14 protein-coding genes and 4 pseudogenes are annotated in these 13736 nt (G+C 53.9%); 9 read left to right on the forward strand and 9 right to left on the reverse strand.

The genetic code is table 11. From position 1 onward, the window contains the following. Positions 1-30 precede the first annotated feature (30 nt). Positions 31-959: pseudogene (locus H6973_04305) on the reverse strand (IS1595 family transposase). Between the two features lie 297 nt (positions 960-1256). On the opposite strand from H6973_04305, the pseudogene H6973_04310 reads away from it, so the two are divergent. From H6973_04310 to H6973_04330, 5 genes and pseudogenes are all read left to right on the forward strand, one after another. Beyond that, positions 1257-2294: pseudogene (locus H6973_04310) on the forward strand (IS4 family transposase). Between the two features lie 118 nt (positions 2295-2412). After that, positions 2413-3300 (forward strand): annotated as a pseudogene (locus tag H6973_04315) (IS982 family transposase). An 89-nt stretch (positions 3301-3389) separates the two neighbouring features. Beyond that, the gene (locus tag H6973_04320; GenBank protein MCP5124872.1) at positions 3390-4688 is read left to right on the forward strand and encodes a PAS domain S-box protein; all 1299 of its coding nucleotides are present in this window, start codon (positions 3390-3392) and stop codon (positions 4686-4688) included. 75 nt (positions 4689-4763) lie between these two features. Beyond that, positions 4764-5691 (forward strand): annotated as a pseudogene (locus H6973_04325) (IS1595 family transposase). Positions 5692-5755: 64 nt separating this feature from the next. Further along, a complete protein-coding gene (locus H6973_04330) occupies positions 5756-6949 on the forward strand; it encodes a PAS domain S-box protein (GenBank protein MCP5124873.1) in 1194 nt (397 codons plus the stop codon). Positions 6950-7346: 397 nt separating this feature from the next. On the opposite strand, the gene H6973_04335 is transcribed toward H6973_04330, so the two are convergent. Beyond that, the gene (locus H6973_04335; protein ID MCP5124874.1) at positions 7347-8462 is read right to left on the reverse strand and encodes a hypothetical protein; all 1116 of its coding nucleotides are present in this window, start codon (positions 8460-8462) and stop codon (positions 7347-7349) included. A 92-nt stretch (positions 8463-8554) separates the two neighbouring features. Further along, positions 8555-8884 (reverse strand): hypothetical protein, encoded by a 330-nt coding sequence (locus H6973_04340; protein MCP5124875.1) that lies wholly within the window; start codon positions 8882-8884, stop codon positions 8555-8557. Between the two features lie 373 nt (positions 8885-9257). On the opposite strand from H6973_04340, the gene H6973_04345 reads away from it, so the two are divergent. After that, positions 9258-9728 (forward strand): YbhB/YbcL family Raf kinase inhibitor-like protein, encoded by a 471-nt coding sequence (locus H6973_04345; GenBank protein MCP5124876.1) that lies wholly within the window; start codon positions 9258-9260, stop codon positions 9726-9728. A 68-nt stretch (positions 9729-9796) separates the two neighbouring features. Here H6973_04345 and H6973_04350 read toward each other — a convergent pair whose 3' ends face one another. The 6 genes from H6973_04350 to H6973_04375 all read right to left on the reverse strand — a co-directional run bounded on the left by H6973_04350 (position 9797) and on the right by H6973_04375 (position 13112). Beyond that, a complete protein-coding gene (locus H6973_04350; GenBank protein ID MCP5124877.1) occupies positions 9797-10153 on the reverse strand; it encodes a hypothetical protein in 357 nt (118 codons plus the stop codon). Positions 10154-10221: 68 nt separating this feature from the next. Beyond that, positions 10222-10593: a hypothetical protein gene (locus H6973_04355; protein MCP5124878.1), complete on the reverse strand. Its 372-nt coding sequence runs from the start codon at positions 10591-10593 to the stop codon at positions 10222-10224. A gap of 7 nt (positions 10594-10600) precedes the next feature. After that, positions 10601-11407, reverse strand: a complete 807-nt coding sequence (locus H6973_04360; protein MCP5124879.1) for a transposase — start codon at positions 11405-11407, stop codon at positions 10601-10603. Positions 11408-11695: 288 nt separating this feature from the next. Further along, on the reverse strand, positions 11696-12301 hold the full coding sequence (locus H6973_04365; GenBank protein ID MCP5124880.1) for a DNA-3-methyladenine glycosylase 2 family protein: 606 nt from the start codon (positions 12299-12301) through the stop codon (positions 11696-11698). Between the two features lie 35 nt (positions 12302-12336). Continuing rightward, positions 12337-12573, reverse strand: coding sequence for a hypothetical protein (locus tag H6973_04370; protein ID MCP5124881.1), 237 nt, complete (start codon positions 12571-12573; stop codon positions 12337-12339). 185 nt (positions 12574-12758) lie between these two features. Beyond that, positions 12759-13112 (reverse strand): hypothetical protein, encoded by a 354-nt coding sequence (locus H6973_04375; GenBank protein MCP5124882.1) that lies wholly within the window; start codon positions 13110-13112, stop codon positions 12759-12761. Here H6973_04375 and H6973_04380 point away from each other — a divergent pair. The 3 genes from H6973_04380 (at position 13111) to H6973_04390 (ending at position 13732) form a co-directional block, all read left to right on the forward strand. Then, the gene (locus H6973_04380) at positions 13111-13263 is read left to right on the forward strand and encodes a hypothetical protein (GenBank protein ID MCP5124883.1); all 153 of its coding nucleotides are present in this window, start codon (positions 13111-13113) and stop codon (positions 13261-13263) included. The two genes, H6973_04375 and H6973_04380, sit on opposite strands and share 2 nt — an antisense overlap. A 10-nt stretch (positions 13264-13273) precedes the next feature. Next, entirely contained in the window at positions 13274-13483 is a 210-nt protein-coding gene (locus H6973_04385) for a hypothetical protein (protein MCP5124884.1), read from the forward strand. A 105-nt stretch (positions 13484-13588) separates the two neighbouring features. Next, positions 13589-13732, forward strand: coding sequence for a hypothetical protein (locus H6973_04390; protein ID MCP5124885.1), 144 nt, complete (start codon positions 13589-13591; stop codon positions 13730-13732). Positions 13733-13736 lie beyond the last annotated feature (4 nt).

The raw sequence follows: 13736 nt of genomic DNA on the forward strand, positions 1-13736 counted from the left end.
CTCAATATGGATTCCAGTCAGTTGGCGTTGTTAGGCGACCAGCAGTTCCAAGAGAGGTCTGAGCAAGCCTTTGCCCCGAATGCGGACGTTATGCACGAACTGAAAGAAGCCCAGGTAGAGCGGCAGCTTTTCTTGCGAAATTCCTCGATGGGGTCGCAACCAGGAACGCAACAGGGACCAGAAACCCTCAGCGGTATTAACATGAATCTCATGGAAGCCATCGCCATCGTCGTCGCGGGCGTATTCACCCCGGCTGTGACACACCGTATGATGATCAAAGCCCCAATCCTTCAATGGGTTATAGATTGCATATTCATCGGTATACACCCGGGTTCCCGGGGCGATGAAAGTCTGAAGGAGCGGTTGGATGGTCGCTTGCTGGACATTATCCAGCATCCGGACGACCACCGCGCCGCCGCGCTCAATCATGCCGAGAATCGGCGGCTTTTCCTGCTCCAGGGTGCCTCGACCCCGTGCCCCCTTCAGCCGGCGACGCCGCCCGCGGCGGCCTTTTTTTTCACCGCGTCCGGATGCCCTTTATGCCCGGCCACCATATAGACCTCGTCGCATTCCACTTCCCCCGCCAAGGTGGGTTCGGGTTGGCGGGCGACGATACCTTGGCGCAGTTGCTCGGTCATCCGCTGCACGTCGTCCGGATTCAACGCCAACTCTTGGGCAATCTGGGCATTAGACAAGTTCAAACCCATAAAATATAAACATAATATCCAAATTCGTAACGGCGGGTGGTGGCCGGCCAACACCGTCCCGGTTAGATCGTCAAAAGAGCGATGGCACCCGGCACACCGATATTTCTGTCGCGCCGGTTGGGTCGTGTCGTGACCCTGCTTCGTCACGTTCGCCGCCCCACAATGGGGGCAGTGAACCCCATCGGGCCAGCGCAGTTGGCGGACCGTTTCGTAACACCGGACATCGTCCAGTAGATTCTGAAGGTTGATCATCGACGGGAAACCTGGAGCGCGGCGGTTCAAAACCTCTTCAGTGTAGCTCCTGTCCCTTGGCAGGGCGAGCCATCTTCAACAGCCTGGAATCCATATTGAGCCAAATTTAAAATCTATCGGTAAATGGTATAAGGACGCGATGTTCGACTTTTTCGAGAGGAGAGAATGGAGGTCGATGCGGCATGGCGATGTGAGCTAAGTTGAGAGGAACCAACCACCTCAACCGCACAGAGCTTACCACCTATCAGTTCTGAGTTAGACTAGGATTATGAGTTTAACGAACATCATGAGGGGATCATGGGAACGATTCGGCAGTTGGCAACAGAAATCGAAGCGGGGTTGAGAGCTGCCCACCCGACGCTACGCAAGACGGTACGCGCCAAGCTAGCTTTAGCGGTGGGCGCCATCCTGGAAGCCCAGACCCCGAATACGGTGGAACTCGCCAATCTCCTACCCTTGGAGACCGAACGGCAAGATATGCGCGAGCAGTGGCTGCGGCGGTTGTTGAAGAATCCGTTGCTGTCGAGTACGGAAGTGCTGGAACCGTGGGCGCGCCAAACCTTGGCGGCGACGGGCCAGCAGGGACAAACGATTATTTTGAGTCTGGATCAAACCGATTTGGGGGATCGTTTTGCGATTTTGATGGTGAGCCTTGGGATCGGCGATCGGGCCTTACCCCTTGCTTGGCGGGTGGAAGCCGGCCCGGCCAATCTGGGTTTTGCGGCCCAGAAAGCGGTATTAGAACAAGTTCGAGCGTGGCTCCCGGCGGGAGCCGAGGTGCTGCTTTCGGCGGATCGCTTTTATCCCTCGGTGGATTTATTCGCGTGGCTTCACGCGCAGTCCGGTTGGCATTATCGGTTACGATTGAAAGGCAATCTCAATGTGGATCCAGGGTTTGGAGACATGACCACGACCGGGGTGCTTGCCACAGGGCAAACCGAGCGCTATCTGCCCAATGTGCGGTTATTCAATCAAGGGGTCGCGACGAATCTGGCGATTTGGCATGAGGGGGCCCACCCGGAACCCTGGATCATCGCCATGAATGACCCGCCGAATCGGGCGACCGTGCGGGATTACGCAAGTCGCTGGGGCATTGAGCCGATGTTCTCCGATTTCAAAAGTCGCGGTTTTCAATTAGAAGACACGCAGTTACAGGCCGCTGATCGGCTCGATCGGTTGCTGCTGATCATGGCCTTGGCCATGTACTGGTGCGTGCGCGTCGGTCAAGAGGAGGCCCACGATCACCCCACGCCCCTGGAAAAAAGACGCAAGAACAGACCGATCCTCACCATTGGACCTTTCGAAAACTCGCCCGTAGCGCCGTTTCCTGGTTCACCCGGGGTCTGCGCGCAATCCACCGGAAGCTACAAATGCAACAACCTTTACCTTCCTTCTATCGAGTTTGCCCCGTGATGAGAAACTGATAGGTGGTAAGCCGCACAGAGAAACCGCCATGCCGCTCGAAGACTTTATCATCACGGTGTTTTGCTGGGTAGATCAGCACCTGAATGCCCTGTTCGGGGATCGTCGTTTACGCCAGCGTGGCTTTGCCCCGAAACTGACGGATAGTGAAGTGATCACGATGGAAGTCGTCGGCGAGTTTTTGGGATTGGATACCGATGTGGGCATCTAGAAGTACTTTGGTCGTCATTGGCCGTCGTGGTTCCCGGAACTCGGATCGCGTACCACGTTCGCTCAGCAGGCGGCGAATCTTTGGGTGGTCAAGCAGGGGCTTCATCAGCAACTCCTGAGCGAGTTGGCGGCAGCGATGGACCCGATTCACTTGGTGGATGGCTTCCCCCTGCCCGTGTGTGTGTTGACCCGCGCGCCCCAATGCCGGTTATTTCCTGAGGTGGCGGACTTGGGCTATTGTGCGGCAAAAAAGCAGTATTATTATGGGCTTCACGGTCATCTGATGATCACGATCCATGGCGTCATCACGGCGTGTACCGTGACCCCTGCGACCGGTGATGAACGTGAGGCGTTGTGGGATTTGACCGAAGGGGTTCAGGGTTTAGTGATTGGCGACAAAGGTTACCTGAACGCCTTTCTCCAAGCCGAATTGGCCGCGACCGGAATCAACCTGCAAACGCCACTGCGCGCTAATATGACTGATCCCCGTCCCCCCTGCGTGGTCCAGCAGCTTACGAGAACCCGCCGCCTCGTGGAAACGGTCATTGGTCAGCTGACCGAACAGTTTCATTGTGAAAAAATCCGAGCGCGGGATGTTTGGCACTTGACCAGTCGGATCGCCAGAAAAGTCTTAGCGCATACCTTGGGTATTTTTATGAACCGGCAAATCGGTCGGTCAGACCTCCAGTTTGAGGGCCTGATCGCCTGAAAAGTCGAACATCGCGTTATAAGGAGTAAGCGATGCAGCGCCTATAGCTGCGCGCCGCCTCGCACGTGCTTCTAACAGGAAACTCTCCCGTGACAGATTATTCCCGGCTTTCGCGCCGTGATCTGCTGGCGAAACTGCGCGCCGCCGAGGCGGAGCTGAAGCGCATCCAAACCACCGGAGAAACCGAGAATCGGCAAGCGGATTCGGGCAGCTGCTTGTTCGCCGCCACCGAATTGCGCCGTCGCGCGGAAACACAATGGCAAGCGCAATACACACAAGCACGTCTACCGCTTGCTGAAGCTGAAAGCCAACAGTTAATTCACGAGTTGCAAGTCCACCAGATCGAATTGGAATTGCAGAATGAAGAACTGCGGGAGGTTAGCGCCCGGCTTCAACAGAGCCTGAAGCATTATACCGACGTCTATGACTTTGCTCCAACAAGCTATTTTATTCTCACTGACGATGGCGTTATCCAAGAAGTCAATTTGGCCGGCGCAGCCCTACTCGGCCAACAGCGATCTGATTTGATCGGCCAGTGCTTGGAGTTCTTTGTATCCGAGGATAGCTGGCCCACCTTCAACGCTTTTCTCGACCAGTTGACGAAGGGAATTTCCCCGGAAACTTGTGAAGTGGCTCTCGATCTGGAAAACGCGCTGCCTCGCCCGGTGCGCTTTGAAGGCGTGCCTATCGACTTCGGCATGGACCGGCGTTGTCACCTTATCGCTGTAGACATCACCCGATACAAGCAAATGGAAAAGAAATGGCGTGCGCGCGAACAGCAACTCTCCGCTTTTTTTCGCGCCGTGCCGGCAGGCATGGGCGTGACGGTGCAGCGCCGCTTTCAACAGGTGAACGACTATTTCTATCAGACGCTAGGTTACCGACCCGATGAAATCATCGGTCAGTCCACACGGATCGTATATCCCAGCGACGAAGTGTTCGAATGGATTGGCCAGGAAATACAGAATCAGATCAAACAGAATGGCTTGGCTGTCATAGAGACTCAAACGCGATGCAAGGATAGCCGACTGATCGATATTCTTCTTCAAGTAATCCCATTGACGTCGAACCAGCCGGAATCAGGGTGGGTCTTCGTCGCCGTGGGCATTACCGAACGCAAGCAGATGACGGAAATGCTGCGACAGGCCAAGGAGCGTCTGGAGTTGGTGATTGAAGGCGCCGATGTGGGACTATATGACGTTAACCTACGGACGGGCGAAGTAGTGGTAAACGAACGCTATCTCCAGATACTGGATTATGCGCCGGGCGAAATGGCGATGACCGTACAGGGTTGGCGGGATCTGATTCACCCCGAGGATTTGCCACGGGTCGATCACGCCTGTGAGGAAGCTAAAAGAACAGGCTCAATATGGATTCCAGGCTGTTGAAGATGGCTCGCCCTGCCAAGGGACAGGAGCTACACTGAAGAGGTTTTGAACCGCCGCGCTCCAGGTTTCCCGTCGATGATCAACCTTCAGAATCTACTGGACGATGTCCGGTGTTACGAAACGGTCCGCCAACTGCGCTGGCCCGATGGGGTTCACTGCCCCCATTGTGGGGCGGCGAACGTGACGAAGCAGGGTCACGACACGACCCAACCGGCGCGACAGAAATATCGGTGTGCTGGGTGCCATCGCTCTTTTGACGATCTAACCGGGACGGTGTTGGCCGGCCACCACCCGCCGTTACGAATTTGGATATTATGTTTATATTTTATGGGTTTGAACTTGTCTAATGCCCAGATTGCCCAAGAGTTGGCGTTGAATCCGGAGACGTGCAGCGGATGACCGAGCAACTGCGCCAAGGTATCGTCGCCCGCCAACCCGAACCCACCTTGGCGGGGGAAGTGGAATGCGACGAGGTCTATATGGTGGCCGGGCATAAAGGGCATCCGGACGCGGTGAAAAAAAAGGCCGCCGCGGGCGGCGTCGCCGGCTGAAGGGGGCACGGGGTCGAGGCACCCTGGAGCAGGAAAAGCCGCCGATTCTCGGCATGATTGAGCGCGGCGGCGCGGTGGTCGTCCGGATGCTGGATAATGTCCAGCAAGCGACCATCCAACCGCTCCTTCAGACTTTCATCGCCCCGGGAACCCGGATTTATACCGATGAATATGCAATCTATAACCCATTGAAGGATTGGGGCTTTGATCATCATACGGTGTGTCACAGCCGGGGTGAATACGCCCGCGACGACGATGGCGATGGCTTCCATGAGATTCATGTTAATACCGCTGAGGGTTTCTGGTCCCTGTTGCGTTCCTGGTTGCGACCCCATCGAGGAATTTCGCAAGAAAAGCTGCCGCTCTACCTGGGCTTCTTTCAGTTCGTGCATAACGTCCGCATTCGGGGCAAAGGCTTGCTCAGACCTCTCTTGGAACTGCTGGTCGCCTAACAACGCCAACTGACTGGAATCCATATTGAGCCAAAGAACAATGTATTTTAATGAAGAATATCGCATGCGTCACAAATCCGGGAACTGGATCTGGGTGCTGGATCGAGGCAAAGGGTTTGGTTGGGATGAGCATGGCGGCCCGTGGCGCCTCGCAGGAACTCATTTGGATATCAATGCTCGCAAACAGGCTGAACAGGCGTTAAGCACCAGAGAAACTCTGCTGCGCGCCATCATGGAAAACAGTCCCGACCCAATTTTCATGATGGATCGCGCTTGTCGCCTGCGCTACGCCAATCCAGCAGCTCTAACGGCTCTCAATACATTCGGCGACCAGCCACGTTGGACTCAGGAAACCTTGATTGGCAAGACCTCTCTGGAATTCTTCGACGATCCGGTAGTGGGGCAAGCTGTGCTGGAAGCTAATCAGCGGGTGATAGAGTCCGAACAGACGATACAGACCGAGGAGCGAATCACCACAGGAGATGCAACGCGGATCTACCTGAGTATCCGCTCACCGATCCGGGATGGCGCCGGACAGATCGTTGGGCTGGTCGGGATCGCTCGCGACATCACCGAACAGAAACGAAATGAGGAACAACGTCTTGCGCAATTAACGAACCAGCGCGATACCCTGGTGCGGGAAGTTCATCATCGCATCAAGAATCATTTACAGGGGGTTAGTGGATTGTTACGTAACCGTATCGCTCGGCGTCCAGAATTGGCCGAAGACATGGAGGAGGTCATCGCGCAGATTTGCGCCATCGCTCACGTTTACGGTTTGCAGAGCCAACGCCCGGAGGGCCGGGTGCGGCTCGATGAGTTGCTCAAAACTCTGACCCATGGAGCCACTGGAGTGGCGCCGATCCACTGCGCTTTGCCGGTGCTGAAATCCGGCGCAGCGGTGCTTCTGGCGCGGGAGGAAGCCGTTCCGCTAGCCCTGGTACTCAACGAACTGTTGGCCAACGCCCTCAAGCACAACGATGCCGCCAGACCAACCCGTCCGATTCAAGTAGCGGTGGAAATCAGCACGACCGAGCAACGAGTCGTGATCCGCAACGGTCCTGCTCTCTTAACGACCACTTTCGATTTTGCCGCAGGTCGAGGCTTGGGCACCGGCCTGGAATTGCTTCGAGCACTGCTTCCACCTCAGGGAGCTGCGCTAACGTTCCGCCAGCAAGCGGATGAAGTAGTAACCGAACTCCGCTTGACGCCTCCGGTTGTCGATGTTGAGTGCATTGAGGCTGGTAGGTCGTCATGACAACATCTCAAAGCGTGGAAAAACGGAGAATGGAAAACAACGCTACCACGGGGCCTTTTTGAAATATCCATACCAGAAGACAAAAAAGGTTAGACCTTTCGACCTAACCCCTTGTTTTATTTGGCGCGCCCGGAGAGATTCGAACTCCCGACCCCCTGGTTCATAGCCAGGTACTAATAAGCCACACACTTTAACCTCAACATCTTACAGCGTCCGGTCGCGCCGTAAAAGACAAAAAAGGACTCCCGCAAGCGGGTCATGGTCTGCGCATCGACCGCCGCCGGCAACGCAGCGATGATCTAGCGCAAGTCATCAGTGGTATGATTCAGTGTCACACTTACCTACTCACTTTGCGCACTTCCAAATTTTGTCCTCCTGTAAATTTTCCTGTGATGCTCTATGCGTTTGAAACTAACCGCAAGTTTGACGGATCATTCGCGGCTTCTTGAGGAAACCAGACAGAATCCCATTCATTATTGAGTTCGATCACCTTTAAAATGCCTAAACTTCGACTTCCTGCAGGACGCCAACTCATCCCTTTTTTCTTCTGACGACGTCCGATAACTTGATCACAGCCTTTCTCGATAGAACCACTTCCGATGGGTTTGCCTGCAATCTGACGACTTCGATAATCGATAATTTCATGCTGATGTTTTTCAAGATAATTGATCAGTTCAAGATGCTTTTCTGCATTTTTGGGTTGCACCTGCTCGACTAAGTAATTCAAAACCGTGACAACATCACCACGCCAGAGGTGATAGAACATAAACTTTAGATGCTGATTCTTCTCATCCTTATTCAAGGCAATCATACTCATTAAATCACGAATTTTTTTACCAAGATGGTACCAATCCAGGATAATCAGCACGGTGATACCAAATACCGCCCAAAGATGCTCACGAATGATTTTTGCGCCATCTGTAATCGCGATAATCGGCAATGGCTTTTCTTCTTTCCCATAATCTTCAATCACCCGGCTTTTCAGAATATCAGCAACCGGAATGATCGCTTTCCCCTGTCGATCAATCGGTGCGGTCAGGTATTCAAGATCGCCGTCTTTATTTTCAAAGAGAATGACGTCACTCGATACGGCAGACGTCTTCTTCGGTGCGGATTTCTCTGGCACTTCTTCCTTTATAACTGATTGTTTTCTTATACGATTTTCTTTCTGACCACGGACTTGAATGGCATCTTCGAAAATCAGAATTTCCCGACTTTCTGGGTCGTAAATATCAACATCAGGGTCAATGTTGATGACAGAACCACTCGTCTTCGATAAGGTTTCTTCCACTTGCGCGACGCACGCTTGACTGAGCGCTTGCGCCTTTTCAACCACCACATGGTGGATTTTTTGGTCACTGAGTTGTCGGAACCCGGTGACCCTCTCTATTAAATCGGATACATCGATATAGCTTAAGCGATTGCTATAATAAGCGGAGAATTCTTTTAACCGATCACTCACATAATCTTCCTGAAATTGATCCGTCAAATCAAAGTAGGTTCGATGAGGCAAACTAGGGTATTCTCGATCAATAAATCGCTGAAGTCTAAATTCAAAAGGTCCATGAAGCGTCTTAATCTTGATGGGTGTTGTCCCATTGCAAATCAAGTCTTTTTTTTATCCTGAATAAAGATGTTTTGAGCCGCTTCTAACAAATCAGCCTGAAGATCCGGTAGTGCATTTTTCTTAAATTCTTCAACTGCACCTTCAATACAATGCAAGCTTTGATTTCTCCAATCCAAAGAATATGTTCGTGTGGATCGATGATCAATAATACGACCTTCATCATCACGAAGAATCAATTCAACGGTCGGCATGGCGCTTCTCCAGATCAAAGAGGAGGCGTGGTTTTTTACAGAATTTCTGGACGCATCCTCAGCCGCCGCCCGATCGGCAGCCTTCCATGGATTTCGCCCTTTTTCAAAATCAATCAATGCCCTAATAGGCCGGCTCCAAAAGAGTTCTTGAAAAAGCAAAAAGTTAGATATCAGTATACCCTATGGTTTGTCTATCACAGGAAAATTTACAGGACCAATTTTTTTGGGGCATGATAAAGACTCCGCATTAAAGCTAAACCGTCGTCAGGGCAGGTTGACCTTAAACCGTTTCTTCACCATCACGGTGAGTAGCGCGGTCCACACGCGATGATAAAACAGCGCTAGCAAAGCAATACGCGACAACCGCTGATCCCCCTTCATCACTCCATCATCGACTGATTCATAGCAAACCATGCGCAGGAAAGACCTCTGGATTTTTATCGGTGTTCTGATACTCATCATCCCACTGGTTGCTCAGGAGCGTATCGCCATGACTTTCACTCTGCAATCCCCGGCCTTTGCCGAGGGCCAGCCGATTCCCGTTCAGTATACCTGCCAAGGCCAGGACATTTCTCCGCCCCTGACCTGGACCGGCGTTCCCGACAACACTCGCAGTTTGGTCTTGATCGTCGATGATCCGGATGCACCCGATCCCCAGGCTCCGAGAATGACCTGGGTGCATTGGGTCTTGTACAATATTCCCCCCGAGGCACCCGGACTGGCCGAAGGCATTGCGACTGCACACCTGCCACCAGGAACGGAAGAAGGTCTCAACGACTGGCGACGCACCGGTTACGGTGGCCCCTGCCCGCCCATCGGTCGCCATCGCTATTTCCACAAACTCTATGCTCTGGATACGCGCCTAGCGGGTTTGACTAAGCCCACCAAAGCCCAAGTCGAAGCCGCCATGCAGGGGCATCTGCTCGCGCAAGCCGTACTCATCGGCACCTATCAGAAATAAGCGACACGTTTTTGCCGATGACGCCATGACCCGCCGCGTTCGCCTGTCGCTGGTCGTAAACCGCAGTGCTATCCTTCGCCGGCGAACACGTCCACAAACTGCCGAATTGCTTGCTTCAACGCCGTGATGGCTTCCTCCAGGGTGGCGCATTCTGGCGTATCCAACAACTGGGCGTCGCCGACGTTGGCGCTGCTCCAGCAGCAGGCCGGTTTGCCCACCGTGAAGTCATCACGCCAAGCCCCTTGGACCTGGGTGACGGTCACAAAATAGCAAGGCCCCGTGAGCGCGTCAGGATCGGGCGCATAGGCTCCCCACACCGTCAAACCCCTGTAGTCCGGGTCCGCCTGCTCATGGTAATCCCAATCGCTCAGGCGCGGAAAATGCGCTTTCATGACGTTCAATACGTCTTGTATGACGGGTGACATGGACTCCTCCACCAATAGATTCATCAACAACACGCAAGTTACGATCCCGGTTGACCGGCCTACAGCCTTTACCGGGCCTGCCGAAACGTCAAATTCAGCCGCTGATCCCCCAACAGAGGATGGCCAGCCCGATCGCTGACCCAACCGAGCGCACCGCAATTCGTCATCGCCACCGACATCCGGTGACCGCTGGGCGTGATCATGTGGCGCAACGGCGCTTGCGCCAGGATGGGCTGTAACGCCCTCCATAACGCCGGGACATCCCTTGTGGCGAAGCCCCGCAGCAGTCGGGCGCCCGGCCCCAACGTCGCTGACTCCAACCCAGGCATCGTTTCCAATAACACACCATTCATTAGTAAGGATAAATGCGAATTAAGCGCTACGAAAAATTTCAGGAAAAACAAGCATAAAAATGGCAGCAGCCAGTCGCCCAAAGACATGGACTAATCATCCGGATGAGGAGCGGACTTTACTCGCTTTTTGAATACCGGTTTTTTCATTAATCCAATTGAAAAATGATTCAATGGGCTGACGGACTTGACTGATGGCACGAGATAACCATTGATCAGCAACATCTAAATATTCCTGACCTTTTTGTCTCTTAATCGGTGTTAACAACTCGATTCCTTGTAGGGCCGCGATCGGTTTCAAATACGCATATGATTTATCACCATACGCTCTATTTTCGGGTAAGTAAGGTAATAGACTCTCCAAAACTTTCCCATCATCTTCATTAGCAGGAGTGATGCCGATATAATCAGGAAAAGGTAAGCTGCCGATCTGCTGCTGGCCTAAAACATGCAATTTTACGCCATAATAATACAGCTTCTTCGATGCACAGTAGCCCCGACTGGCATACTCTGGAGCAACGCGTGCATTGAAGCTATGCCCTTGCTGAGCAAGAATAATCGGTTGAGAATCCAGCAACCAATCACCCAAAATAGGGCCACGGGCCGACAGAATTTCGACGAGCGGCGCGAAAACATCACAGACTTTATTCACCCGTTGCACAAATCCAGGATACGAGGGCAAATTCGGAAACCAATCACCCAGATGACGTTGAGCTTCGTCATAGATCGTTTTAATTTGACTGTGTTTACTTATAATCCCAAATAAGAAAATAGTAATCACCTCTTCATCCGTAAATGATAGATCGCAGTAAGGACTAAATCTTTGGCAATAAACCCAAAGCTCTTCTTGATAGTGTTTGCAAACCATATCATAAAGGGTAATTAACTGAATTTGCCAGTCCATCGTAGCCGCTCCAATAGGTGTGGTGAGAAGCACCTATTATACAATGGACTGGCAATCTAATTTATCCAATACCGTTAGCTCTTAATTCGCATATAATCCGTTCAGCATCGATCGTTTCTTGGCCCGCACCTCTTACCCTACCGGACCTGACCCAAAATCAAGCGCGTCGTACCCTGTCGATCCGCCTTGACGAGCACAGCGACAGGGTCTGCGATAAGAGTACATTCATACTCTCACAGACCGCCATGCCCCGAACCCCGGACGATACCGCCTATCTGGCGAAGGCGCTCACTGCTCACCTGACAACGCCCACAAATAGAACGACGCCACCGTTCCATAGGGCCGATAGCGTTCCCGATAGTGCATAAACTGTGTTCGATTCAGCGTCTCCAGGCCATACAACCGCCGCATCCCGCGCTGAATCGCCTGGTCGCCGCGACTGACCACATCGGGTCGGCCCAAAGCGAAGATCAGCAGCATTTCCGCTGTCCACACGCCAATCCCCGGCAACGCCGACAGCGTTTGCACTACAGCCGCATCCGGCAACGCCGACAGGGCCAACAAATCGAGATCGCCCTGCATGGCCTGACGACTCAGGTGCTGAATCCAGTCCGCTTTGCGTCGGGGTAATCCACAGGCGTGTAGATCCATGAAGGCTACGTTTGCCAACCGCTCCGGCGTCCATTCCCCCAATAAAGCGCCTAACCGCCGCCAGACCGTCGCCGCCGCTGTGTTGGAAATCTGTTGAGAAACGATGCTATGCACCAACCCGGTGAAGATATCCGGCTGCACTTCCCGTTCAATTCGCCCGATCCGGTCGATCACCGCGCCGAGCAACGAATCACGGTCTTTCAGGTGAGCGATTTCCAGCGGGCCATAGGGAAAATACGGCATGACAACGGTTTGTCCCGGTGCCGAATGCGGTTCAGTTATCCCACTGCCTGTCGCTCAATACACTCCAGGGCTTCATCCAGCGAATCGGCATGGAATTCATGTTGTGCGTCCGGCCCCTGCCAGATGGCGACATGCGCCATCGGTTCAAACCACAGCCATTCCGTGCGGTTGGCCCACAGTTGGGCGTATGGAGTTAAGGCGATCAAGGGCAAACCCAGGATTTTGGCCGTCTGTTCGTTGAGGGGCCAGGGTTCAAAGGGAGAATGGGACATGTGCAGCGCCTCCAGCAAGTTGAACATTCCAAAGTTTAGCTCCGATGCGCGCCCAATGCACCGTAGAGGTGCTGTTCCAACCCAACCGCCCGAATGGTTGCGCCATCGGTCACTGGGTAAGAACGTCTCCCTCGCGGGTACGGTGGCGTGGCCCCGTGCGCCAGAGGGAAACTTGCCCTCCGCGTTCAAAGCGTTCGCTGTTTTCCTTTCGGCGCGTACAACGTCAAATAATAGGTTTCCATCAGATCGCGCTTGGCGCGATTTCCCCAGTTCCACAGCAGCGGGCCAAACTCCGTCCAATCCAGAGGCGTTCGCAGCTGCACTAACAGGCTGCGGAGCTTGAGCAAGTCGTGGGGGGCGTCCCGCTGAACAATCGGCAGAAACCGGGTTTCACTGATTTCGCGCCGGGCGCATTGCAGCGGAATTGACGCGGTTGGCGCACGGGCCGGCGCTGGCGCCCGTTGCACATCCCGGCCCGGAACCACTGAATACGCTGTTCCGGGCGTGGTTGCCGGATGCCGCCGATCCGGATGCCTCATGATCGACCGTTTCCTGCCCGACTACGGTCTTTGTCTGCTCCGCAAGGGCCTGCGCCCGGAAGCTCGTTTGGTGTTCTTCGCGTTGCCAGTGGATCACCTCACTCGCCCGGCCTTGCGCATGGTCAACCTCACCCTGAGCACCGAGGAATAGGGCCAAGCGCATGCCATTTCCTTCGATTTCACCGGCCCGCGCATCGACGATTTATTGGCCGCCTTCCCGGAACTGGCCCGTGAACGCTTATGGCGCTGGCTGGAAGACCCGACCACCGTGGGCGATCATGTGCAATGATCACCATCCACAACCCTGCACACGGTTGAAGCGACCTTGGGCCACGTCCAGCAGGGCCGCTATGAACGCTTTGCGCCGCTGATCGTGCAGCGGGTAACGCATCGATCTTGAACACTGTTCAACTCCGGTTCAGAAACCGTGGGATAAGGTGCAGCTCCATGAGCTATCGACTCTGGAGACAGACCTCATGGAAACCGTACTGATTCTCATCGCCAGCGTGGCGATGATTTGGGGGCCGACCCTGTTAGCGCCGGATGACCCGGACGCCCACGAGCTACCCCATGCTTCTCCTTGGGAGAAACACCGCCATTTAGACTTGTACTCGCATTGATCCC

The sequence above is a fragment of the Gammaproteobacteria bacterium genome, from assembly GCA_024235095.1.
GTDB lineage: Bacteria > Pseudomonadota > Gammaproteobacteria > Competibacterales > Competibacteraceae > UBA2383.

Bases quoted from the DNA above. Each gene is read 5' to 3' on its own strand.
- H6973_04330 (MCP5124873.1), top strand. From the start codon at position 5,756: ATGCGTCACAAATCCGGGAACTGGATCTGGGTGCTGGATCGAGGCAAA.
- H6973_04360 (MCP5124879.1), bottom strand. From the start codon at position 11,407: ATGGACTGGCAAATTCAGTTAATTACCCTTTATGATATGGTTTGCAAA.
- H6973_04375 (MCP5124882.1), bottom strand. From the start codon at position 13,112: ATGAGGCATCCGGATCGGCGGCATCCGGCAACCACGCCCGGAACAGCG.
- H6973_04350 (MCP5124877.1), bottom strand. From the start codon at position 10,153: ATGTCACCCGTCATACAAGACGTATTGAACGTCATGAAAGCGCATTTT.
- H6973_04390 (MCP5124885.1), top strand. From the start codon at position 13,589: ATGGAAACCGTACTGATTCTCATCGCCAGCGTGGCGATGATTTGGGGG.
- H6973_04355 (MCP5124878.1), bottom strand. From the start codon at position 10,593: ATGTCTTTGGGCGACTGGCTGCTGCCATTTTTATGCTTGTTTTTCCTG.
- H6973_04385 (MCP5124884.1), top strand. From the start codon at position 13,274: ATGCCATTTCCTTCGATTTCACCGGCCCGCGCATCGACGATTTATTGG.
- H6973_04345 (MCP5124876.1), top strand. From the start codon at position 9,258: ATGACTTTCACTCTGCAATCCCCGGCCTTTGCCGAGGGCCAGCCGATT.
- H6973_04365 (MCP5124880.1), bottom strand. From the start codon at position 12,301: ATGCCGTATTTTCCCTATGGCCCGCTGGAAATCGCTCACCTGAAAGAC.
- H6973_04370 (MCP5124881.1), bottom strand. From the start codon at position 12,573: ATGTCCCATTCTCCCTTTGAACCCTGGCCCCTCAACGAACAGACGGCC.
- H6973_04380 (MCP5124883.1), top strand. From the start codon at position 13,111: ATGATCGACCGTTTCCTGCCCGACTACGGTCTTTGTCTGCTCCGCAAG.